The 22,355-nt window shown below is 43.4% G+C and carries 18 protein-coding genes; 4 read left to right on the top strand and 14 right to left on the bottom strand.

Annotated elements, in window-relative coordinates; genetic code table 11:
• Positions 1 to 16 precede the first annotated feature (16 nt).
• The gene (gene ftsX, locus MHH60_RS21030) at positions 17 to 931 is read right to left on the bottom strand and encodes a permease-like cell division protein FtsX (protein ID WP_036678558.1); all 915 of its coding nucleotides are present in this window, start codon (positions 929 to 931) and stop codon (positions 17 to 19) included.
• Positions 921 to 1,607 carry a cell division ATP-binding protein FtsE gene (gene ftsE / locus MHH60_RS21025; protein WP_036678556.1) on the bottom strand — a complete coding sequence of 229 codons (687 nt, stop codon included), beginning with the start codon at positions 1,605 to 1,607 and terminating at the stop codon, positions 921 to 923. Before ftsE ends, ftsX begins: the two co-directional genes overlap by 11 nt.
• Positions 1,608 to 1,949: 342 nt before the next feature.
• Between ftsE and MHH60_RS21020 the strand changes: the two genes are divergently transcribed.
• Complete coding sequence (locus tag MHH60_RS21020) at positions 1,950 to 3,377, top strand: VanW family protein (RefSeq protein WP_076137288.1); 1,428 nt, start codon at positions 1,950 to 1,952, stop codon at positions 3,375 to 3,377.
• 153 nt (positions 3,378 to 3,530) lie between these two features.
• Positions 3,531 to 3,938 (top strand): CBS domain-containing protein, encoded by a 408-nt coding sequence (locus MHH60_RS21015; RefSeq protein ID WP_076137287.1) that lies wholly within the window; start codon positions 3,531 to 3,533, stop codon positions 3,936 to 3,938.
• A gap of 37 nt (positions 3,939 to 3,975) precedes the next feature.
• Here MHH60_RS21015 and MHH60_RS21010 read toward each other — a convergent pair whose 3' ends face one another.
• The 8 genes from MHH60_RS21010 to MHH60_RS20975 form a co-directional block, all read right to left on the bottom strand.
• Positions 3,976 to 4,578: a DL-endopeptidase inhibitor IseA family protein gene (locus MHH60_RS21010; protein WP_051491029.1), complete on the bottom strand. Its 603-nt coding sequence runs from the start codon at positions 4,576 to 4,578 to the stop codon at positions 3,976 to 3,978.
• Positions 4,579 to 4,774: 196 nt separating this feature from the next.
• Positions 4,775 to 5,380 (bottom strand): type 4a pilus biogenesis protein PilO, encoded by a 606-nt coding sequence (gene pilO, locus MHH60_RS21005; protein ID WP_076137285.1) that lies wholly within the window; start codon positions 5,378 to 5,380, stop codon positions 4,775 to 4,777.
• The gene (gene pilM / locus MHH60_RS21000) at positions 5,364 to 6,965 is read right to left on the bottom strand and encodes a pilus assembly protein PilM (protein WP_076137284.1); all 1,602 of its coding nucleotides are present in this window, start codon (positions 6,963 to 6,965) and stop codon (positions 5,364 to 5,366) included. Before pilM ends, pilO begins: the two co-directional genes overlap by 17 nt.
• A gap of 15 nt (positions 6,966 to 6,980) precedes the next feature.
• On the bottom strand, positions 6,981 to 7,730 hold the full coding sequence (locus MHH60_RS20995; RefSeq protein WP_076137282.1) for a prepilin peptidase: 750 nt from the start codon (positions 7,728 to 7,730) through the stop codon (positions 6,981 to 6,983).
• A gap of 118 nt (positions 7,731 to 7,848) precedes the next feature.
• The gene (locus MHH60_RS20990) at positions 7,849 to 8,367 is read right to left on the bottom strand and encodes a type II secretion system protein (protein WP_269473520.1); all 519 of its coding nucleotides are present in this window, start codon (positions 8,365 to 8,367) and stop codon (positions 7,849 to 7,851) included.
• Positions 8,368 to 8,506: 139 nt separating this feature from the next.
• Positions 8,507 to 9,712: a type II secretion system F family protein gene (locus tag MHH60_RS20985; protein WP_076137279.1), complete on the bottom strand. Its 1,206-nt coding sequence runs from the start codon at positions 9,710 to 9,712 to the stop codon at positions 8,507 to 8,509.
• A complete protein-coding gene (locus tag MHH60_RS20980) occupies positions 9,712 to 10,761 on the bottom strand; it encodes a type IV pilus twitching motility protein PilT (RefSeq protein ID WP_076137278.1) in 1,050 nt (349 codons plus the stop codon). The genes MHH60_RS20985 and MHH60_RS20980 overlap by 1 nt, the downstream gene beginning before the upstream one ends.
• 43 nt (positions 10,762 to 10,804) lie before the next feature.
• The gene (locus MHH60_RS20975; RefSeq protein WP_076137276.1) at positions 10,805 to 12,469 is read right to left on the bottom strand and encodes a GspE/PulE family protein; all 1,665 of its coding nucleotides are present in this window, start codon (positions 12,467 to 12,469) and stop codon (positions 10,805 to 10,807) included.
• Between the two features lie 364 nt (positions 12,470 to 12,833).
• On the opposite strand from MHH60_RS20975, the gene MHH60_RS20970 reads away from it, so the two are divergent.
• A complete protein-coding gene (locus tag MHH60_RS20970) occupies positions 12,834 to 17,438 on the top strand; it encodes a DUF5057 domain-containing protein (protein ID WP_076137274.1) in 4,605 nt (1,534 codons plus the stop codon).
• 84 nt (positions 17,439 to 17,522) lie between these two features.
• Here MHH60_RS20970 and MHH60_RS20965 read toward each other — a convergent pair whose 3' ends face one another.
• From MHH60_RS20965 to MHH60_RS20955, 3 genes are read right to left on the bottom strand one after another with little or no spacing between them, the layout of a single operon-like run.
• The gene (locus tag MHH60_RS20965) at positions 17,523 to 19,322 is read right to left on the bottom strand and encodes a hypothetical protein (RefSeq protein ID WP_076137272.1); all 1,800 of its coding nucleotides are present in this window, start codon (positions 19,320 to 19,322) and stop codon (positions 17,523 to 17,525) included.
• A 14-nt stretch (positions 19,323 to 19,336) separates the two neighbouring features.
• Positions 19,337 to 19,879, bottom strand: a complete 543-nt coding sequence (locus tag MHH60_RS20960) for a type II secretion system protein (RefSeq protein ID WP_076137271.1) — start codon at positions 19,877 to 19,879, stop codon at positions 19,337 to 19,339.
• A complete protein-coding gene (locus MHH60_RS20955) occupies positions 19,863 to 20,414 on the bottom strand; it encodes a type IV pilus modification PilV family protein (protein ID WP_076137269.1) in 552 nt (183 codons plus the stop codon). Before MHH60_RS20955 ends, MHH60_RS20960 begins: the two co-directional genes overlap by 17 nt.
• A 188-nt stretch (positions 20,415 to 20,602) precedes the next feature.
• Here MHH60_RS20955 and MHH60_RS20950 point away from each other — a divergent pair, with 188 nt between their 5' ends.
• On the top strand, positions 20,603 to 21,391 hold the full coding sequence (locus tag MHH60_RS20950; protein WP_076123851.1) for an alpha/beta hydrolase: 789 nt from the start codon (positions 20,603 to 20,605) through the stop codon (positions 21,389 to 21,391).
• A gap of 114 nt (positions 21,392 to 21,505) precedes the next feature.
• Here the strand turns inward: MHH60_RS20950 and MHH60_RS20945 are convergent, their stop codons facing one another.
• Positions 21,506 to 22,342 (bottom strand): phosphoenolpyruvate hydrolase family protein, encoded by an 837-nt coding sequence (locus MHH60_RS20945; RefSeq protein WP_038573568.1) that lies wholly within the window; start codon positions 22,340 to 22,342, stop codon positions 21,506 to 21,508.
• Positions 22,343 to 22,355 lie beyond the last annotated feature (13 nt).

Genomic DNA, 22,355 nt, shown 5'->3' with positions numbered 1-22,355 from the left:
ATCCTTCACTCTTAAATTAAACTTTCAAAAACTTACGAATAGAAACCGTACTTCCCCAGACGCCGATCAGCACGCCTAGTCCTACTAACAGACCTACGAGCAGCAGCCAAATATCACTGAAAGGGATCAACTGCAATCCGAGCATAGGATCTCCCTGTACCGAAGATTCCAAACCGTTGTAACCGGCATATAAAACACCCGAAGTAATCAATGATCCAATGAGTCCAATTAATGCCCCTTCTATAAAGAAAGGCCAACGAATAAAATAATTTGTCGCGCCTACCAGCTTCATAATCCCAATCTCTTTACGCCGGGCAAGAATCGTTACCCGAATAGTATTGGAGATGAGGAACATAGACATAAGTGCCAGCCCCGCTACAAAAATAAAGCCAATGTTGCGTACGGCACGCGTAATTTTAAACAATGTTTCTATCGAGCCTTTGCCATATTTCACTTTGTAGATAGGCTGCTCGGTATGTGTCTTGTTAAGGGCTTGAATCTTCTCAGCCACAAAAGCAACGGTAGTAGGTTCAATAACCTCTACCTGAAGGGTATCTGGAAGCGGGTTATTGTCTTCATCGAACCCTTCCAGAAGCTCTGCTGCCTCCTCGCCCATATCTGCGCGGAGATCTTTAAGTCCCTGTTCCTTGGAGATGAACGTAATCTTGCTGACCTCCGGCATATTGCCAATTTCAGTCTGCAGGGTCTCGCGCATCTTCTGATCTGTATTCAAAGCTAGATGCACTTTGATCTGTACCTGACTGTCTGCCTCATCAGCTACAGAATTTACGTTAAGAACAAGAAGAATAAATACACCTAGAACAAAAAGAGAAACAACAATCGAAGTGATTGAGGCGATCGACATCCAGCCATTACGGAATACGCTTTTGAAGCCTTCCCGCACATGTCGCAAGAAGGTTTTAAAACTCATAACCATATTCCCCTCTCGCTTGGTCTCTGACAATGTTTCCATTCTCAATCGCAAGCACCCGTTTGCGCATTTTGTTCACAATATCTCTGTTATGGGTAGCCATTACAATCGTTGTTCCACGAAAATTAATCTCGTCAAGCAGCTGCATAATGCCCCATGAAGTCTCGGGGTCTAAGTTACCTGTAGGCTCGTCCGCAATAATAACAGAAGGATTGTTGACGATAGCCCGTGCAATAGCGATCCGTTGCTGCTCACCACCAGAAAGCTGTGAGGGCTCACGATTCGCTTTACTTCTCAGCCCAACCAAATCAAGAACCTCATTCACACGTTTCTTGATGACTTTTTTCGGCGCTTCAATAACTTCCATAGCAAAAGCTACATTCTCGTATGCCGTCATTCTTGGCAAAAGCCGAAAATCTTGAAATACAACGCCGATATTACGGCGGACATAAGGGATTTTGCGTGGTTTTAGCTTTCCTATATTGAAACCTCCCACCGAAATCTGTCCTTTGGTAGGCACTTCTTCTCTATAAATCAATTTCATAAAAGTAGATTTACCCGCGCCGGAAGGGCCGACAACGTACACGAATTCATTGCGGTCGATTTTCACTGAAACTCCTTGCAGTGCGTGAGTTCCGTTAGGGTACGTTTTCCATACATCTTGCATTTCAATCATTTTCTCACTTCCCAATTATGACATTTTCCACTTGTGCGAATCGACATTGTCCACCTCAAGTTTCCATAAACTTCAATATTTCCGCAATGTATCTATTGTAACAAATCTGTAACTGATTGAGTACCCCGTAACTGCACGACTATTCGAAAGTTTTGTAGTGACTGGACATATACATATAAAAAAGCACCTAGCGGTGCCTGTTATCAGATGTTGTATCTCCCTTTATTAGAAACTACTTATTTCTTACTAATTTATTATCGGTATCCCACGAAGTGTTCTTTAAGTTCTGTTACAGGGCCGCGCCTGCTTAGCGCAATCCAAATCCCCAAAAGGAGATTAATCATGAAAAAAATCCATGCTGCCCTCATAGTGGTTATTGCACTCGTCCTTATCGGCTCCTGTATTTACGGAGGGCTTCATCTATATGCCAGCAAAACCACGCTTCCAAAGGGTACAACCCTTGCCGGCTGGCAGGTCGGAGGCATGACCCTCACCGAGGTCCGCTCCCAGCTGGATAAACGGCTGCATGCCCTAGAATCCGTCCCTCTAGTACTAAAAGTGGAAGGCAATGCAGATTTACCCCTAACTCTTAGTAAGACAGGATTGAGCTATGAAGCCTCTGCTTTTCAGCAGGGCTTAAAAGAGCTTGCCGAAGGAACACTTTGGGAGCGGGTAAAGGCACGCTATAACTTCCCTCAGCAGTGGAGGCTTGAAACCCATCTGGAAATCGCACAATTTCAAAAAATTCTAAGTCCTACTTGGGAGAAGGAGTCCTTTGGTGAACCAGTGGACGCTACGCGACGAATTACAGGCGATGATCGAATCGTATATACTTCTGAGAAAACTTCCCTGGAAGTTGATTGGACAGCTCTGGAGACTTCCTTAGGAGCAGCTGCCCCCACCAGCTTTAATCATCTGAATACCCTGCTGGAAAAGGGAATCACGATGGAAGTCCCTTTGTTAATCCTGCAGCCTGACATAACTTTAAAGAAATTAAAGGAACAAGGTATCGAGCGAAAAGTAATGCAGTTCAGCACCTCTCTAGGTGCAAGTGGACCTGGACGAAGCTACAACGTGGAAGCTGCTGCCAAAGCTGTGGATGGAACCATTCTCCCACCTGGAGCCGTCTTTGATTATGGAAAAGCTATAGAAAAAGCAAAGGTGAATTACGGCTTCCGTGAAGCGCCGGTGATTGTGAACGGCAAGCTGCAAGCAGGTGTTGGTGGAGGGATCTGCCAAGTGTCGAGCACTCTTTACAATGCCGCACTGCGTATAGGGCTGGAAATTGTGGAACGCCGTAATCATTCCTTGCCCGTCAACTACTTGCCCAAAGGTCAGGACGCAACATTCGCTGAAGGTTATATCAACTTTCGTTTTCGCAATACGACTGGCAAATATCTCATAATTAAAGCAGCTGTGCAGGGTAAATCACTGACCATAAAGCTGTTCGGCACGTTTCCGCAAAATGTCACTTACAAAGTTCATTCAAAAACAGTAGAGGTGCTCCCTCCAGTCGATAAGTACGTAAACGATTCTTCACTGCCTCGTGGCAGCTCACGCGTCATTCAAAATGGGAAAACCGGATATATTGTTGAAACCTACATTACAAAGTATGTTGACGGTAAATCCACTGAGGTGAATAAACTGTCCCGCGACGTATATTACGCACAAAAACGATTAATCGCCATTAATCGTGGAGGCGTGAGCAAATCCATAATCCCGGATGTCCCCCGAAAGCAGCTGGTGGAGGACGGCGTCCGTAGTGAATAGCTAACAACAAATAACCGGTCAGAGCCCCTAAGGTCTGATCGGTTATTTTTGCCAGCAATCTATTTTACCTGTAGCTTACGTTACCCGGCTTTGAAATTTACGATTCAGGGGTACATTAGAAGTAGACCCATAATCAGAAAGGATGAACATCCTATGACAACAGCTCTTGTAAATGATCTTACTGGTATTGTCCGCAGTGCTCCTGCTATTTTTGCCTCACGCACTTGCAGAGAAGCCCTTCGCGTCATGTTTCAGCATCCAGAATCCAAATGTATCGTCGTCTGCAATGCTATGAATGAACCCCTAGGAATGTTGATGAGCGAACGTTTCTTTTTGAAAGCTACAGGAAGATCCGGAGTAGATCTGTTCTACAGAGAACCTGCCATGAAGCTTATGAACAAAACCCCGCTCATTCTTGACATTTCCACTCCACTCGATATGGTATTGAGCCTCGCTATGAACCGCCCGGACCCTATGAAAAATGATTGTGTCATTATCACTCGCAAAGGTAAATTCGTTGGTGTTGCATATACCTCTGACCTTATCCGCGCCCAAGCGTAGAGCCTATTTGCTCTTCCTCTTCTACCCTAAACCTTCCTCAAAAAAGAATATCCGGTGACGTATCAATTCTCCAGTATCCATTCACCTTTTTCAGCTTCACATACACCGACTCACTGCCTTCCTGCCCGCTCGAATAAGGAACTGTTAAGTCAAATTCAGCGGTTGTTGCAGTTTTGGAGAGCATTCGGGCGGTGGCTTTTTCAAACATTAATGAGTTTCCAAGATCCGCATTCACCTGTGACATTCTACCTTCATGCTCCAAAAATTGAGTCTGCACATAATAAGCTGCTGCATTATGCGTGTAGGCTTTTTTTATGTAATTCATCAGCTTCGCCTTTGTCCCAATATCATTGGAAAGGTAACGGTACTCTTGCGCTTTATACATGAAGGTTTCCATCGGGAAAAAGTTGCCCCCGCGGCTAGTATAGAAATAGATTGCTCTGGCATGTACAACAAGCGGTACCACACTTTTTACCGTCAAATTGTTTATAGTAGCTGGACCTTCTTTTCCTGTGCCAATCACAGCCACATTTTTTATTGCCGAGCTTCCCACTGATGATGAAGCTGCCATAACTCCGCTACCTGCTGATAAAAGGCCTAAGGATAGGGCCAACGAACCAAGCATCCATTTTTTGTTCATCTGAAGTTCCTCCTCTTTCATCTAAAAAATACAGGCGATCGCCACTGTTTCAGCTTATGCACCCCGCAAGCTAAAATACCCAATAAACAGAGGAATGAAAACGTATTACAACTCTTTTGAAAATATAAAAAAACTCCACCCTCCTGATTCACAGGAAAAGCGGAGTAATATAGTTAAATAAAGTAGTACAAGAAATCTAATTGGATGCTGCTGCGGTGGCCTCAAAATACGCTGTAAAAGCTACGTTAGCAGTCAAAATGCTCTCCGTATTGTTCTTAGTACGATCCTCGTAGGATTGCTGAAAATTGAAAGAGTCCACATTCACAATACGAGGTAAGGCTTGTAGTTCATCCATCCATTGCCGTATCCCCGAATATGTCCCCTCCACCACTGCAGTCATTTTGATCTGTTTGACCGTCGGGAATGACACCTCAGCTGAACCTGTCATTTGCTGAATCGGGTTAGCCTCATCCAAAACAAAACTAAGATCCTTTAGCCGCGCTTGTGAGGACGTGCTAACCTCCCGCAAATCAACAATCAGACCTTCGCTGTCATCGCCCTTTGGGAGTTCCCCCAGTAATTCCTTCTGTTCTAGATCTCCCTCAGTGCCGCTGCCCTTCAGCTCATTGATTTTGGTTTGGAGCATTTCTGCTTCCTTTTCCAACTGACTGATCTCGCTGCTCTGTGCGGAAATTTCCTTATTGGCCGGCTGAACACCCAGCATATAGAACGCAAACAATATCAGGAATAGAATTAACACACCTAGTACAATGGGAGAGCGATATTTATTGATCTGTTCCATCGCTGCTCACCTCCCCTTGGCTGGCATCCGTTTCACTGTTTTGCTGCTTAGCCGCTGCTAAGTTCACTTTATAAATAGCCGTATACATATTGTATGAAATGGCATCTGCGGCTCCTTCAGTAAGCTTTTGAATAGAGGCATCAGCCGTAAAAGACATTTGGCGAAGTTGTCTTAAATAGTTGGAAGCATCCTCCATAGTGGATACATTTACAGTCAGATCTATAGATGTCCGGTAGGTATAGTTAATATCACGGATTAGTGCCTCCTTAGGCAATCCTTCCACTAATTCGTCCAAGATAGGGACTGCAATCACCTTATTGTCCTGAAGCACTGTGATGGCTGCTTTCCGATCTAGCTGTCCTGGTCCGCTGTTCTTAAGCTTCGCGAGCTCTACTTGAAGCATAAAACTGCGATCCTGCAGGCCTTGCAGCTGTTCTTTACCGTTAGAGATTTGACCCTTATTGGCAGAAAAATAAATCCCCGTTCCGATCATCCCCAGCAGCCAAATCGCTACAAGCCCCATCGTGACATAAGGAAATAGCAACGTCTCCCGATCTTCTCTCGGCAATAGATCAATCGTATCCGTGTTGATGCTATTTTTTAGAGCGGTTCCGGCAGCTACGCGGTAATCATTTAGTTCAGGGTCAGAAACAGCAGCACTAGCCATCTGTTCCAGACTTATTGGTGTTATTTCAAGTTCAGCTAGGGACTGCTGGAGTTCTAGGTCCAATTGTTTACGAATCGAGGGAGTGCCCGTAATCACTAAATTGTTGATACGAGTGGAACCGTCATGCAAGCTGTATTGATAAAAGCTGAGCATACGGGAGATTTCCGCAGTGATTTCCACCATTTGCTCGGGCGATAAATGTTCTTCTACAGCGACAGCTGTTTCTGCCAAGGTTTCACTGTCTGTCAAAAGATCCATTCCCGCTAAATTTCTTCCTTTATGTAGATCAAGTAAGTTTATCGTACGAATAAAGACCGGATTCCCGTTTCTGAACATATAAATGTCCATTACCGATGGCTCCATATTAATCAGCATCGTCTCCGCAAAGCTCTCCCCGTGCCCAGTGGTTATAGCACGCGCCAAGGCGGTTGCCGAAATTTCGACACTGCTTATCCGGAGACCCGCCCGCTCCAGAATTTCTACGTAATCCTGAATCGATTTTCGCGGAGCAGCAAATACGAGCAGATGGCTTTGCTCCTCATCCACTTCGAGCGTTACATAGTCGTAGACAGGATTTTCAAAAGGTAAATGCAGTCCCGTCTCCACTTCCAGCTTCACGAGTTGTTCTACCTGTTTGTCATTGGTACTAGGAATACTCATTTTACGGATAATGATCTGCGAGGGTGGAATGGACAAAGAAACCTTACTTCCCCTTAACCCTTCCTTCTTCACCCACTGCCTTACCCGATCATAAAGCGCCTCGCTATCCGCCACCTGATTCTCAATGATCATGCCTGGAAGGAGCGGGAGAAACCGTTTTTTACGGACTTCCCATGACTGTTTATTCTTAAAACTAATATAACGGATTCCGGCAGCTTCAATTGAAAGTCCGGCCACTTTGGAGCCTAATCCAAGCATGTGATCAATGTCCTCCTATCCGATAAGCGAGAGATACGCGCCGATGATGTGTGAACCATATCCAAAACTAATTAAAGCTCCTATAGCTAACCATGGACCGAAGGGTACCGGCTGTTTACGTTTGATTACACCGAGCAGCATCAGCAGTCCGCCCACCACGCTCCCAAGCAGACAAGCCACAAAAAAGGCCAAAATTACATTCGGAAAACCAATCACCAAACCCAGCAGCGCAAATAACTTCACATCTCCAGCCCCCATGCCACCTAATAGAACAAAAGGGATAAGAACCCCTCCCCCAAGCACAGCTCCTAGCAGATGATGCCATATCGGTCCATCCGGAAATAACAGTACAAGAATCAGCAGCAGCGGTAAAAAAAACAACAATACCTTATTGGGAATCAGCATGTACTTCAAATCCGCAACCGTCACGATAACCGCTAAACTCACAAGAATGAACCCGATGATTCCCTTACCCGTCAGGCCAAATTGCAAATACACCCATAAAAAAAGCAAACCCGTTGCCGCTTCTCCAAGCGGGTATAATGGCGATACCCTTGTGCCGCAGTATCGGCATTTGCCTCCTGACAGCAGGTAGCTTAGCACCGGAAACAAATCCCGCGCTTTCAGCCGCGTATGGCAGTTCGGACAATGTGACGGCGGATTAAGCAAGGATTCCTTGGCCGGCACCCGCAGCGCCACTACGTTATAGAAGGAGCCTAGAATCAGGCCCAGTAATGTGATGTAACTTGCGATAAATATCGTCATGGCTGTCCTCTATTAGCTTCTGGATTTTAAAAAAAGGAATCGGGAAGTCCGATTCCTTAGGATAGATTGTAAGTTTGAATTTATAGAGATTAATTAGATACTCCTATTAGCCACCAGATCAATTTGTTGGTGTTGGTGACGCTGCTGGCTCTGCACTAAGCACCTTATCAGCGGAATATTCACCACTTTCACCCGTAGGAACTGGATCTAATGTTACTTTCTGAAGTACACCGTCCGAAGTATATACTATTGTTGTTTTTGTACCATTTAATGATTTTTTTGTACTAGGCAAAACAAGAGTCTGATCAATATATTTTTTATCCTTAAGTGCTTCAAGAGTTACTGTCTTACCTTTAAAATCTCCATCTAATTCGCCCATAATATACATACGAGATGCATCATAAAGCTGTCGAGCAGTTGCTAAATCTGCATCCGTTTTTGATTTATTAATAATTCCACCAATCATCGGTATTGCAATAACCGCAATAATCCCCAAAATAACGATAACCGCCAGCAACTCAATCAGCGTAAACCCCTTTTGATTTTCCTCTTTGCTTAATCTTCTCTTAATCGCTTGTGCTAACATTTGATTTCCCCCTCTAAGTGGTGTGTGAGTGATAAAACCTATATTCTTCATTTCAGTGAATCCAGCATCATCTTCCTTGTGCTTACGGAAACAGCTCGTCCATCGTCGTCTAATCGCCAGCTTAAGTTCGTGGATCTTGCCCCGCCTCCCCGGCGTCACCCCTCTCAATATATACAAGGAACCAAGAGGTTCACATATTACCGTACAGACTGAACATTGGCAGCATAATGGCGGCCACAATAATACCTACAACAGCGGCTAGAAAAGCAATCAATAATGGTTCAAGCAGCGACTTCAAACGGTCGACGGTATTCTCCACGTCCATCTCATAAAAATCAGCTACCTTGGACAACATCGTGTCGAGCGCCCCTGTCTCTTCGCCAATCGCTATCATCTGCGTAACTAGTGGCGGGAAGACCCAGGCTTTTTTTAGCGGCTCAGATAGTGGATTTCCTTGTCTCAACGAATCCCCTGCACTACGGATGAATTTCCCGATGACCTTATTTCCTGCTACCTCCTCAACAATCACCAAGGACTGTAGGATCGGTACAGAGCTGGCATAAAGAGAAGAAAAAGTACGCGTAAATTGAGCAATCGAGCCTTTTTGATTCAGCTTACCGAACACAGGTATCTTAAGCTTGGCATAATCCAAGGCGTAAGCACCCTTTTCCGTACGTTTTGTAATCTGAAAAGCTATCACTAGGAGAAGTACTCCGAGTATCCAGAAATACCATTGACCTTGAATGCTTTTGCTAAGTGCCAAGACCATCTGTGTAATTGCCGGAAGCTCGGCATCCATCGATTCAAACATCGTTACAAACTGCGGCACAATCGCCCAAAGTAGATAGATAACCGCGGCAATCGCCATAACCCCTACGGTAATCGGGTACGTAAGCGCTGATTTTATCTTCTCTGTCGTGGTGTGCTGTTTCTCAAAAAACATAGCCAGCCTGTCCAACGTCCCCTCAATATCACCGGATTCCTCACCAGCACGGATCATGCTGACAAATAGCTGCGGGAAGATTTTTTTATGATCCTGAACGGCTTGTGAGAACGATATCCCGCGCATCAGGCTGGAATTAACATCTACTAACGCTTTACGCAGTGGTTTACTCTCAGTCTGCTCTGCCAAAATACGCGTTGCATCCACAATTGATACTCCCGCCCGCATAAGCGTGGCAAACTGCCTGCAATAAATGATGAAATGAAGCGGCTTAACGGGATTACCAATATAGATGTCCATCGATAAAATTGTGGTTTTGCGTTCAATCAGTGAAAATACCGTAAGTCCCCGCTTGCGTAGCTCCTCCATCGCCGTAGGTTTATCGGTTGCTGTTAGTTTCCCTTTGATAGATTTGCCCGCGGATGTCTTCACCTGATATTCAAAAAGAGGCATCAGCTGCTCACCTCCGCCATAAACGCCTTAGCTGCTGCTGGATCAATAAGCCCCTGTGATAAATAGTCACGGATGCTCACGTCCAAGGTGTGCATGCCTTGTGAGCGTCCGGTTTGCATTACATTTTTGATCTGATGTGTTTTTTCGGTACGAATAAGATTGGCTACGGCTGGTGTATTGACCAAAATTTCCGTTGCGCATAAACGCCCCCGACCTCCAGCCCTTGGGAACAACCGCTGACTGACTACTGCCAGCAGTACTGATGCTAGTTGTGAACGAATCTGTCCCTGCTGATGGCCCGGAAAAGCGTCGATAATTCGGTCAATCGTCTGTGGTGCGTCTGTTGTGTGTAAGGTTGCCATCACAAGATGACCTGTCTCTGCGGCCGTAACCGCTGCTGAAATGGTCTCCAAATCCCGCATCTCACCAACGAGAATAACATCCGGGTCCTGACGTAAGGCAGCACGTAATCCATTAGCAAAACTAGCCGTATCACTTCCCACTTCACGTTGATCTACTAGACAGGTTCCATGGTTATGTAGAAATTCTATCGGATCTTCCAACGTCACTACATGCTTGCTCTCCGTCTGGTTAATATAATTCAGCATAGCTGCAAGCGTGGAAGATTTGCCGCTGCCTGTGGGACCTGTAACCAAAATTAGACCTTGTGGCTTAAGCGACAAAGTAGTTAAAATCGAAGGCATCGACAGCTGTTCCAGACTCGGAATCTCTGCAGGAATGGCCCGGGCAGCGATACTAACCTCGCCCCGCTGACGATAAACGTTCACCCGGAATCTTACCCCACCATCAAGCGGATATGAAAAATCCAACTCGCCCGCATTCCGAAATGCTTCCATTCGTTCATTACCAAGTAGCGTTTTGGCCATATCTGCCGCTTCTTCAGCAACCACGGACTCACCCTCAAGCGAGTGCAGCTTTCCATCCATCCGAATAACCGGCGGTGATCCTACGGAAATATGTAAGTCAGAAGCTTTGGAGGAGTAAGCCGTTTGTAATAGTTGTCTAATATCCCGCGTATACGTTGGCATTAGCCGCTCCCCCTAAGTTAGAATGCTAAATCCCTGTTAACCTCTAATGTGAGACCGTCTCGCGCATGACTTCTTGAAGCGTTGTAATTCCTTGACTGACCTTGAGCAGTCCGTCATCCATCAGTTGAACAAGCCCACGCGCTTTACCTGCTGCACGCAGTTCTTCTACTGAGGCAGTGTTTGTTATGAGCTGCCGGAAGTGATCATCAATACTGAGTACTTCATGAATCGCTATTCGTCCACGATAACCAGAATTGTTACAGCTACCACAGCCGCGTCCACGCTGTAATTCTTCCGCAGGTAGTCCTAAGCTACGTAGCATAATTGCTTCCTGTTCAGATGGTTTGTAGATTTCTTTGCAGTCAGTGCAGATTTTGCGCACCAGCCGCTGTGCTACCACACCAATCAGCGAAGAAGCGATCAAATATGGTTCTACCCCCATATCCCGCAATCGGGAGACAGAGCTAATCGCATCGTTTGTATGTAAAGTAGACAACACTAGATGACCCGTTAATGAGGCGCGAACCGCAATTTCAGCAGTTTCCGCATCCCGTATTTCACCAACCATTACGATATTCGGATCTTGTCGAAGAATCGAACGTAGCCCAGCTGCAAAGGTTAGTCCAATAGCCGAGTTTACGTGCACCTGATTTACTCCTTCAAGCTGGTATTCCACTGGATCTTCTACTGTGATAATATTTGCGCTTTCTACATTAAGTTGATTCAATGCTGAATATAAAGTTGTTGTTTTTCCGCTACCTGTAGGGCCCGTGATTAGCAAAATCCCATAAGGACGAGCTATCATCTCCTTAAAAGCTTCTGCATTCCCCTCACTGAATCCCAAAGCATCTACGGATTTGACCCCTGTGCTTAAATCTAGCAGCCGCAGCACAATCTTCTCTCCGTGCATCGTTGGTAATGAAGACACACGAATATCTACCATTTTGTAATCGAACTGCATTTTGATCCGCCCGTCCTGCGGCAAACGCCGTTCTGCGATATTCAGGCGGGCCATTATTTTCAGACGGGCGGTGATAAAGCCCTGCATCTGCTTAGGAATAATCCGCTCTGTCCGTAAGGTTCCGTCAATGCGGTAGCGGATGGTTAAATTATTTTCACCTGGGTCCATATGTATATCAGACGCCCGCAGAGCAACTGCCTGCTGAATCATCTGGTTGACCAAACGTACGATTGGGGAGTCCTCATCTGTAATCTCGGTCTCTTCTATTTCTTCCTGTGTCGGGAGTTCTACCAGCATCTGATTCATAGAATCGCGCATGCCATAGTGACGCGCAATCGCCCGCTGCAGCTCATCTCTCGTAGAAATAGCGGGTTCGATCCGGAAGCCAGTACTCATACGTAAATCTTCTATCGCAAAATAATCCAGCGGGTCCGCCATTGCAACCATTAGCTTGCCGCCCTCTTTTAAGAATGGAAGCACCTGATATCGCTTAGCCATACTTTCAGGGATAATTTGCGTGATTGCGGGATCTATCTGGTATTTAAATAAACTGACATGCGGGATGCCGAGTTGAAATTCAAGCACTTCAATCAGCTGCTGCTCCGTGATATAGCCTTGAGAGATTAGCAGATCGCCGAGCTTCCGTTTGCTCTTACGCTGTTCTGCGAGAGCCTCAAGCAACTGGTCCTGCGAAATAATATTATTTTCTACCAGCAAGTCTCCCAGTCTCTTTTTCGCGATAGCCAAGTCTATTCATCTCCGTATGCCGCTATTTATGCCGGCTGAAATAATGGATATTTTTTATAGAAATAGAAATCAAACTTCCAGCAAAATTCGTTCAAAAACGAAAGATATAATTACCATTAATACACCTTCCATAAATTTGTCAATTTTGAGTATTTTTCATTCTAACTAGGACTTTAGTTATAATTTAATAGGTATATTTCAATAGATTTATGTTGTCTATCAATGCTGAATGTCCTAGAATGTATATAACATAGATTGGATAATTTTACAACGACACGGAATGAAAAAGGCTGTCGGAATCTAGCATATACGAGACGGAATACGACCATATCTGCCAATAGTTAACAATCAGGGAGAGATGACAATGAAACTTGCCAGCAACAAAAAAGTTTTTATTTTTACAGTAACTACCCTGCTTCTCCTTCTGCTTGTTCTGCCTATCAAAAATCACTTTATGAATGTCGATGCCAGTTCAAATGAATACCAAATTCGTATGCTGGAGATTACTGAGAGTGGGGTTAGTGAGCTTGCGTCTCTAAAAGCGGGAATATCTAACCTTACCATTGACACGATGAGTATGAAGCGCTTTGTGGCGCTGCGGGATGATCTGGACGGAAGATATGATGCGGTATATATCGGGAAGGGGACTTACAACCCTGCACAGGTAAGTAATCAACAACCCGCCTCGGAGGAAAATAGAGCCAGGGCCCTTAATACCATAAGTATGAAGAATGACATTACTCATCTGAAGGCTGATCAAATTACGAAGGAATTTATCAACAAGGGATTATATGTTTTTTTTCATAGCCAGCCCTTTAAAGACAAAGATGCAAAACCTCAAACTGAGCAAGGTATACTGTACAGCTCTTTTAACAGTTATCGTCTTTCCACCTCCAACCCAAATGTTAAGTTTGTGGATGACAGTGAACTCGCGGATATTTTTGCCGATTTAAAAAAACAAGACTCCAAATACATAAGCAACTTGAAGAAACGCCCTCGTCTACAAATTACGAATAGAATTCCCAACTATGACCCTAATGCAACTAACAGCAAAATCTATGTTCCTGGGGAGAAGCTTTCTTTTAATTTCAATGTCACCATACCCTCAACACAAAATAGTGCTCCACTCTCAGTCAAACTGTACGTTGGTCTTGATAAATCCATCAAAATGGGAGAAAAACAAGTCGTTTCTGAAACTGAGATTAGTACATCCAACGGAACTATTGAATACATTTTGCCAAAAACATACTCTGGGTTACTCTACTGGAAGCTAGAAGTTAATGATTACCACAGTACACAATTAAAAGACTTCGACAGCGGTGTAATTCGTTACCGTGGCGAGAAAACCATAGTAAATATTCTTCAGGTTATGCCTGACACTCTAACGGAAAGTAGCCTCCTGGACAATAGTAATATGAATCCAAATTTTCTCGATACATCTGACTATAAGCTCGATATAAAAATCAAAACGATGACTGAATTTAAAAAATATGTCGATGACAGCTATGCTGCAACACATAGTTACGGACTAAATGGCACCTATGACATGCTCATCTTTGGATTTGTAGACGAATACTACAAAAAATCTAATTTAAACACTAATGCGATCAACGCTATTACACAATTTACTGGTACCTTCAAGCAAAGCGCCTTGTTCACTCACGATACCATCATTAATTTAGATGCAAATAAAAAGAACTGGATCAATAATTTCATGGGGATTACTGGTCAGGTGAATCCTGAGACCAACTTAGGCCATAATGCCATCAATCTTTCCACCAAGGTTAAGCCGGTAAATGACGGGCTTTTGATGCAATATCCTTTTTATCTAAGCAAGAGGGACGACAGCAACCAGCAAATCAATATTTCCACACCACAAATTGCACCAACACATAACCAGTACTTCACACTTAATCTGGAAGATCCTGAAGTAGTATCTTGGTATAACATTCAAAGTGAAGCATCAGGTACGAGGATAAAACCAAATGGAGAATATAATCAATACCAACGTGATGCAGAGGATAGCTGGAATCAATATTACACATATTCCAAAGGAAATATTACCTACTCAGGTACAGGTCACTTTTTTGGAGTAAGTGATATTCCAGCCAATCTAAAGAAATTCCCTGTCTGGGAACAACAATTGTTCGTTAATACTATGTATCGTGCTTTTATTGGTGCCAATCATGCTCCAGAGATTACCGTGCATACGCCGGCTAATGATTCATCGATTCCGTCTTATCAAGAAACACTTCTTGTCGACTATACAGTAACTGATCTGGACTTTAACGATCGTGATCTAACAACTGAAGTCCGTTTCAAATCAGGGAACACATACTTTCCTATGATTGAAATAAGCAAGATGGACATCAAGTCCGGTCAAAATATATATAGAACAGTTGACAATCCGCTTCCTAACGGAGGTCTACTCGACATCGAAATTAAAGCTTGGGATCAAAATGGGGCGCTCTCAAGTAAAACGCTCAGAGTAAATGTCCTGCCGTCGAACACCAATTTGAGTGTAACACGATCTCTCTCTCAGAATGTTGTGAATGGCAAAATAGAAAAGGGAGAACCGGTCACTCTTAGTTATTCCATCACCCCAAAATCTGTACCGTTTGATAAAGTCGGCACGGTCAACCAGACCTCTAACACACAATTAATATCGGATATTGTATTTACCGAGAATCTCCCACCTAACCTGGAGATTTTAGGAGAATTACCAGCCGGTACGATAGTCACTGGAAATGCAACCAGTGGGTTTAGATTGACACGCAATCTAAATAACATAACCTATTCATTGAAAACGGTGAACGGCGCCCAAATCTATAAACCAGACTCTGAACAGCCTATAACGTTCCAAATCACAGTTAAACCGACCGAGACCCAAACCTATATTTTAAATGATTCCAAACTTAGTTATGTCGATATTCATGCCACATTGCCACCTCTAGGAATCTTAGGTAAATACAACGCATTTATCCTTCATACCACTTCACTTCGTGGAGGAACTATCAAGGGACCACTGGCTTCCGGGGGAACAGTCAACTTCAACAATGCGGGTATTACAGTAAATGAACAATTTAAAGACCAAGTGCCATATGGTATTGTCACGGGCGGAGATGTTTCCCTTCCCGAAGGAACAGTTTACGGAAACCTAATGGTTAAAGGCACCGTTAAAGACCAACGTCCTGGTTCTATCCAAAATGGTACCATCAATTACGGAGAACTTCTCGATTTCAGCAAGCAAGAGAGTTATCTCCTTGGACTCTCTGATGCTATTGCCAAGCTGCCTTCCAATGCCACGGCGACTCATGAATACGGAAAACTTACGGTCACAGGTAACTCAGATATCAATATTGTTAATATTTCTAGTTCAGCGTTAAATACGCTTAACAGTTCCGAGCTTAAGGTTCCGCAAGGATCAACTGTAATTGTTAATGTACAACAAGACAGTAACAGTGAACCATTCTTACATTTCCCACTGGGGAGCGACGGTAGCCGTGTGCTATTCAACTTCCCTAGCGCCAAGCCTTTGCTAATTTCCCAAGCCAACGTATACGGAACCATTCTGGCACCACGATCTACTATAAACTTTGATGGAGGACAGGTGTATGGAACAATCATTGGAGCTTCAATGAATATGAGTAGTGCCACTTTATACCATTTCCCTTTTGCCGGTAGCCTACCAGCGGAAATCTATCCGCTACCTGTTCCAATCCCAACAGATCCTTCATCGACTAATTTAGCGCGGACTACAATTTCGTTTGAGACTTTAACTTTTACAGCCGAATATAAGATTAACGCTCTGCAATTGGATGACAAAACTATTTATATAGGAGATGAGATTCGACTAATCCCAATAGTTACGCCTTCAGATTTAAGTAATTCTGCATTCCTCTGGACAACTAGTAATGCTTCAGTTGTGCAAATAGACTCCAACAGTGGCGATATTATCGGTTTGGCCAAAGGATCAGCACAAGTCACTGTTAAGGCTCTTGATGGTAGCGAAGTTACTGGTACTGCATTCATAACTGTAGAAAAACGTAATTCTCGTTCTCTATCAATTAAAGGATATGAAACAGGGCAAATCAATGAATCCATTTCGTTAACTGCCTCGTACGTTCAAGACAGTAAAGAACCTGAGACCAACATAACCTATATCTGGTCCGTTAAAAACATTACCTCTGGGGCAAGCACTGCTGTAATTAATACCAATCCAGAGTATCCCGGTGATGATACCGAAAAGATTTTCAGTGCGACGCAGTCAGGAACTTACCTAGTAAGTCTTACTGTAAATTCAAGTAACCCGGTTCCAATTACCCAAGAGAAAACCATAACAGTTACTAACCCACTAACCTCATTGTCGATTACAGGTCCAACAACGGTATTGATTGGAGGGCAAATCGATCTAAGCGCAAGTAGAAATCCTACGGATGCTGATCCAGCAACGCTAAGATGGAGATTCGTGAAATCAACGGATAAAAATATTACGGATGACACTATTACGAATGATCATATTGCTACTCTTACGCCTTCTAGTGATGGCTCAACCGCTAAATTGACGGCTGGTAATACCGCTAAAGAAGGACTGCTGATTGAGGTTTCATTCAAAGATATGACTTCAACACACGAGGTTAACATCGTTGATGCTTTGAAAGGGTTAAGATTTAAAGAACAGTCCATTACTATTGAAGTGGGCCATACTTTCCCGTTAACCAATATTTTATGGGCATTCCCTACCTCCATCTCGATCGAGCAAATCAAAGGTAACTTGAGTTGGGTAAGCGACAATTCTGGAATCGCCAGTGTCGATAATGGAACCAATATTGATAGCAGAGGAATTGTTACAGGTGTCAAAAAGGGATCAACCACCATTACAGTGACTTATACCGGAAGCACAGGCACAACAGCAGAAGCAGATATTACGGTTAAGGTTGTAGAACCCCAGAATGACGATCGTTACTAATCTTTACATTTAAAAATAAGAAACTTCCAACGAAAAAAAGGTATCCCTAAGAACTCGCTTAAGGATACCCTTTTTCAATTGGTCTCAATGACTCACAAGCTCCAGAGGGCCTACAGTTACATTCACCTGCTGCACACGCGGGAGGCTAGACTGCTGATGAGTAAAAACATCCTGATTATATTGAATCTGAAAACGGTGACCCAAATTATATCGATCCGCATCCTGATTTACAAAATTAAAGCCGAGAGCCGGATCTAAGGGCTCAGTTACTCCTCCTAGTACTGCGTTTACTGTAAGATTCCCTTTGGCAAAGAAGCCACCATTTAACCAAAAGATTGACCCCACTCCGTACAAATCAGCGTCACTATCCGTGTAAAAAAAAGCTTTCATATAAAATGAATCCTGCTCAACTTTTTTCTTAGGTGGATTAGTAAAAGTATCAATCCGGTTAATGAGCACATCTCCTTGAGATATGAGGACTAACTCCTTACTACTTAAACCTTGGATCACGGCGTCCTCGACTTTCGTTTCTCCTAAAACAAACATAGTAGAGTTGAATTTCACCTGACCTTTAATAGTAACATTACCTGTAACTAGAATATTAGCTTGAATCTCTAAAATTTTAGTTATATCTGGACTATAGTTATTTACCTCCAGATCACCATTAACAATAAGCCATTTGGGCTTATTAGAAGGATTACCTGTTTTGGCTTCATCACTAAACTTTAACTGTTTGTAATCAATTCCATCGATAAGCATATTACCGTTATAAATCGTAGAATTATTTAAATCTTTATCCAACAAGGAGTTCTGATATATTCTCAATTGTTCTTCGTATTGGCTGCACTCTAGTTCATACTTATCCTTTTCTTCTTTTGTCGGATTATCTTCAAGTACTGGCTCAGTGTAGGGTGGATTCTCATCGGGTAGTCTATCCAATGCTGTTGCACTTAAGTAATCACCCAATCTCCCTTCCACAATAGCTTGCTCAAGTTCAGACCTTTTCCCGGTCAACCCTGTCGCTTCCTCCACTTTATCAAGAAACGATTCCAGCACATTAATCTGCACGAACTTTTTTTGCGGTTTGATAAACACCTGCTCTTTATTAACTCCCAGTATGTTAGGAAGAATAATTGAGGCGTTGTTTTTATTTACTGCTGCATTAATAATTCCATTTCCGGAATATTTAATACTTTCAAGTGATTGCACATGCACCTCGGGAAGAGGTTCCGTAGATGCTAGACTGGCAGGGTCTTTTAGTAATTCTACTTTAGGATATTGAGTCTTTTCTTTAAGATCTTTCACTTTCTTATACGTATAAACAGCCGTATCGCTGATGTTTAGTTCTTCACCCGCATATATATTGCCATGGAGACCAGGTGCTCCGTTTAATGTTAATACTTTTTCCGATCCAAAAGCATATTTAAGAAAATCAGGATAGGTATCAATGACTATCTTTTGTCTCAGCTGTCTGATGACGCCATTAACTGTGGCTTGTGCTTCAATATCGACATAATATTTTTGCTTATCCTGCTTCTCATAGGTGATGCTTTTGATCGTACCGCCAGCTCCAGATAACCCCGTACTTACGCCATTGTTAACGTCGACAACTTTGGTGGTCACCTCATTAACAATGCTTTTAATCTCATCTTCCATATGATCAGGATCAATATCCGTACGCCCATCCAACTTCGTCTGTATGTATGCCGCTGCTTCATCGAGCCCCTTTTGAGCCAGATGCAGGCTCTGCACGTCGTTTTCCCTTGTCTCCGTTCGTTGTGCGCCACCCATCGTTGCCCCGAGTACAGCTACTCCGAGTATAGTAAGTAGAAGAGCAACAAACATAACTAATACTAGGGCTGAGCCTCTTTCATTATTCTTCATCCCTCCTGCTCCTCCTAGAATCCGAATTTACTTTTCAACTCCAATGGGTAATCCCTTCCGTCGTAGCTCTGAACTAGCGATAAATCTATAGATATCAAGCCGCTATCACAAGGGATGCTATTCTGACACTCTAAAGTTATAGCAGAACCCTGTTCTAATTTAGATATCGTCTCAGTTCTTGCATCTACTGGTGGATCGACTACATTAGGATTTGCTATTGTAAGAGCACCATTAACAATACGAATCTGAGACTTAGTTCCATCCTGACGTTCTAACGTAATGTAGCTATCAATAATAGTCCCTGCATCATTTTTGAGAATAGTTGGAGTGACCTTCTCAGGAGCAAATGTATACAACTCCGTTATAATTGCGGACATTAACAAATCACCTTCGTCTCTTAATGAGTTTTCAATCGATATTTTATGATAGCTTCGTAAGCCCAGCATTGTTATCCCCGAAATAATTCCCGCTGCAACTGTAAACAACGATAGTGCCACAATTAGCTCCACTAATGTAAAGCCGCCTTCTCTGCGAAGAAGATTAACGAATTTTCTCATCGGTGATATATCCCTCCACAACAGGTTCACTTTGGGGTCCGCCAGAAGAATCCGCTCTGCTGACTTTGACCAACACAGGCAACAAATATACTGCCATCTTCTGTTTCTCCGGATCACTAGATTCCAAGCTTTGGTTATGTAGATCACGCTGATATTTAATATCTATCTGATAGTTCACACCATTTATTACAGGATTCAAAACCTGGTTTAAGATTTCTGTATCCTGAACAAGCCCCTTGTAATCCTCACATTTCAGAGAATCATCCGTATCCTTTTGGCATTTCACCGCCTCTATCGAATCATGATTCTGCTTTATAAAAAATTCCTTCATCGCCTCAAAATCCTGCTTCTCCACATAAAACAGCGCGTTTCGCGCCAGATTGACCATAATCGTTTTGTTCTGGTTCGATTTAGAGTAACTCATGGCGTTAGTAAAGTAAGACGTAAGCACCAGAGAAACTATCGATAAAATAACTATAGCTGCCAGCACTTCGATTAATGTAAATCCTTTTTCCTGCTTTAGGCCCGGTTTCATCCTACTTTCCGCCTCTCGCCTATGAAAATACTTTTCGTATTTGCACGTTTTTCCTAAATTTTCTACTTCCATTATATTCTCTCATATCCAGCTACAGCAATCCTCAAAACCCTTATAATTCAGATATTTCTACAATATCTCTCACTTTTGGTCTATGCTATGATTTGGAAAGAGAGGAGATGAATGAAATGGCTTTAATAGAGTGCAAATTTTATTCTGAAGTACTAGGTTTGAATACCTCAATGACTGTAATTTTGCCGCAAAAAACAACTACACAAATCGGGATGAGTAATGTAACAAGAGGTGATCTTCACCCTACTTTGTATTTACTGCATGGCTTGTCTGACGATGATTCGATCTGGCTGCGCCGGACTTCCATAGAACGGTATGTAGCGGAGATGGGGATAGCTGTGGTAATGCCGAATGTGCACCGCAGTTTCTACACAGATATGGCCATGGGGGGCCGTTACTGGACCTTCATTAGTGAGGAGTTACCGATGCTGGCGCGCTCATTTTTCCCGCTTTCCGATAAACGCGAGGAGAACTTTGTAGCCGGGTTGTCGATGGGTGGTTATGGAGCGATTAAGCTGGGACTGCGTAAACCGGAATCTTTTGCAGCAGCAGCGAGTTTGTCTGGAGCACTTGATATGGCGCATAATTTCTTGAACGGGGAAGGTGCTACCACTAAAAGCAAAGAATACGAAATGATCTTCGGAAAAGAAGATACCGCTGGAACGCCGGAAGACCTTCTTTGGCTGCTTGAGGAAGTGAACCGCTCCACGGGACCAAAACCAGCGTTGTATCAATGCTGTGGCACAGAAGATTTCCTATATACCGATAACTTGAGATTCCGCGATGCCTGCCAGGCAACCTCACTTTCTTTAACCTATGAAGAAGGACCGGGGACACATGAATGGGGATACTGGGATGCCAAAATCCGCGATGTGCTGGCATGGCTGCCTTTAAAAAGTAACTAGCTTTACTTAATAGACAACAAAAAAGATGCAGCCATAAGCTGCACCTTAATATCTGTTCTACTCAGATCGCCCTCTTCGGAGGGTTCTTTTAAAATATAAGGACGCCGAAGGCAATTATGCTTGTTTGGTGATATTTTTAAATAATCCAGTCTGTTCTGTGATTCCTTTTTCAGCAGCAAATCTTTCAATACTCGATGCACCAAAGAATCCATCTATGCCTTCTGTCCGTTCAATTACGTACGCCGCATCTTCCGGCTCTGCAATCGGTCCACCGTGACAAATCACCATAATATCTGGATTTACTGCTTTCCCTGCTTTAATAATCGCTTCGATTCTTTCTACACAATCATCCAATGTCAGTGCGGTCTTAGCTCCAATTGTACCTTTGGTAGTCAAGCCCATATGTGCCACTAAAATATCTGCGCCCGCTTCTGCCATAGCTTTTGCTTGCTCAGGATCAAACACATAAGGAGTGGTGAGCATATCCAATTCATGCGCAGCTCTAATCATATCTACTTCTAAACCATATCCCATGCCGGTCTCTTCTAGATTCTGTCTGAATACGCCATCGATCAAACCTACGGTTGGGAAGTTTTGCACGCCGCTAAAACCTTGTTCCTTAAGTTGTTTTAAATAAACCTCCATTACTCTAAATGGATCTGTTCCGCATACACCTGCCAATACAGGGGTGTTTTTTACAACAGGCAATACCTCAGAGCCCATTTCGACTACGATTTGGTTGGCATCCCCATAAGATAATAACCCTGCCAGTGATCCACGGCCTGCCATTCTGTATCTTCCTGAATTATAAACAATCAGCATATCTGCTCCGCCAGCTTCACTGCTTTTCGCAGTAATTCCTGTGCCGGCTCCCACGCCTAAAAGAATCTTTCCATTTGCCACTTCTTCTCTAAACTTCGCCATGATTTCAGTTCTTGTATTTTTGTTCATGTGTAACGCCTCC

The sequence above is a fragment of the Paenibacillus sp. FSL H7-0716 genome (genome assembly GCF_038002705.1).
Classification (GTDB): Bacteria; Bacillota; Bacilli; order Paenibacillales; family Paenibacillaceae; genus Paenibacillus_AQ; species Paenibacillus_AQ odorifer.
Note: the sequence above shows the minus strand (reverse complement) of the source record. Positions and strands in the feature narration are given on the sequence as shown.

Excerpts from the sequence above, each read along its gene's own strand:
- pilO (WP_076137285.1), bottom strand. The coding sequence starts at position 5,380 with ATGGAACAGATCAATAAATATCGCTCTCCCATTGTACTAGGTGTGTTA.
- ftsX (WP_036678558.1), bottom strand. The coding sequence starts at position 931 with ATGAGTTTTAAAACCTTCTTGCGACATGTGCGGGAAGGCTTCAAAAGC.
- MHH60_RS21015 (WP_076137287.1), top strand. The coding sequence starts at position 3,531 with ATGACAACAGCTCTTGTAAATGATCTTACTGGTATTGTCCGCAGTGCT.
- ftsE (WP_036678556.1), bottom strand. The coding sequence starts at position 1,607 with ATGATTGAAATGCAAGATGTATGGAAAACGTACCCTAACGGAACTCAC.
- MHH60_RS20945 (WP_038573568.1), bottom strand. The coding sequence starts at position 22,342 with ATGAACAAAAATACAAGAACTGAAATCATGGCGAAGTTTAGAGAAGAA.
- pilM (WP_076137284.1), bottom strand. The coding sequence starts at position 6,965 with ATGCTTGGATTAGGCTCCAAAGTGGCCGGACTTTCAATTGAAGCTGCC.
- MHH60_RS20960 (WP_076137271.1), bottom strand. The coding sequence starts at position 19,879 with ATGAGAAAATTCGTTAATCTTCTTCGCAGAGAAGGCGGCTTTACATTA.
- MHH60_RS20980 (WP_076137278.1), bottom strand. The coding sequence starts at position 10,761 with ATGCCAACGTATACGCGGGATATTAGACAACTATTACAAACGGCTTAC.
- MHH60_RS20985 (WP_076137279.1), bottom strand. The coding sequence starts at position 9,712 with ATGCCTCTTTTTGAATATCAGGTGAAGACATCCGCGGGCAAATCTATC.
- MHH60_RS20995 (WP_076137282.1), bottom strand. The coding sequence starts at position 7,730 with ATGACGATATTTATCGCAAGTTACATCACATTACTGGGCCTGATTCTA.
- MHH60_RS21010 (WP_051491029.1), bottom strand. The coding sequence starts at position 4,578 with ATGAACAAAAAATGGATGCTTGGTTCGTTGGCCCTATCCTTAGGCCTT.
- MHH60_RS20955 (WP_076137269.1), bottom strand. The coding sequence starts at position 20,414 with ATGAAACCGGGCCTAAAGCAGGAAAAAGGATTTACATTAATCGAAGTG.
- MHH60_RS20990 (WP_269473520.1), bottom strand. The coding sequence starts at position 8,367 with ATGAAGAATATAGGTTTTATCACTCACACACCACTTAGAGGGGGAAAT.
- MHH60_RS20950 (WP_076123851.1), top strand. The coding sequence starts at position 20,603 with ATGGCTTTAATAGAGTGCAAATTTTATTCTGAAGTACTAGGTTTGAAT.
- MHH60_RS20970 (WP_076137274.1), top strand. The coding sequence starts at position 12,834 with ATGAAACTTGCCAGCAACAAAAAAGTTTTTATTTTTACAGTAACTACC.
- MHH60_RS20965 (WP_076137272.1), bottom strand. The coding sequence starts at position 19,322 with ATGAAGAATAATGAAAGAGGCTCAGCCCTAGTATTAGTTATGTTTGTT.
- MHH60_RS21020 (WP_076137288.1), top strand. The coding sequence starts at position 1,950 with ATGAAAAAAATCCATGCTGCCCTCATAGTGGTTATTGCACTCGTCCTT.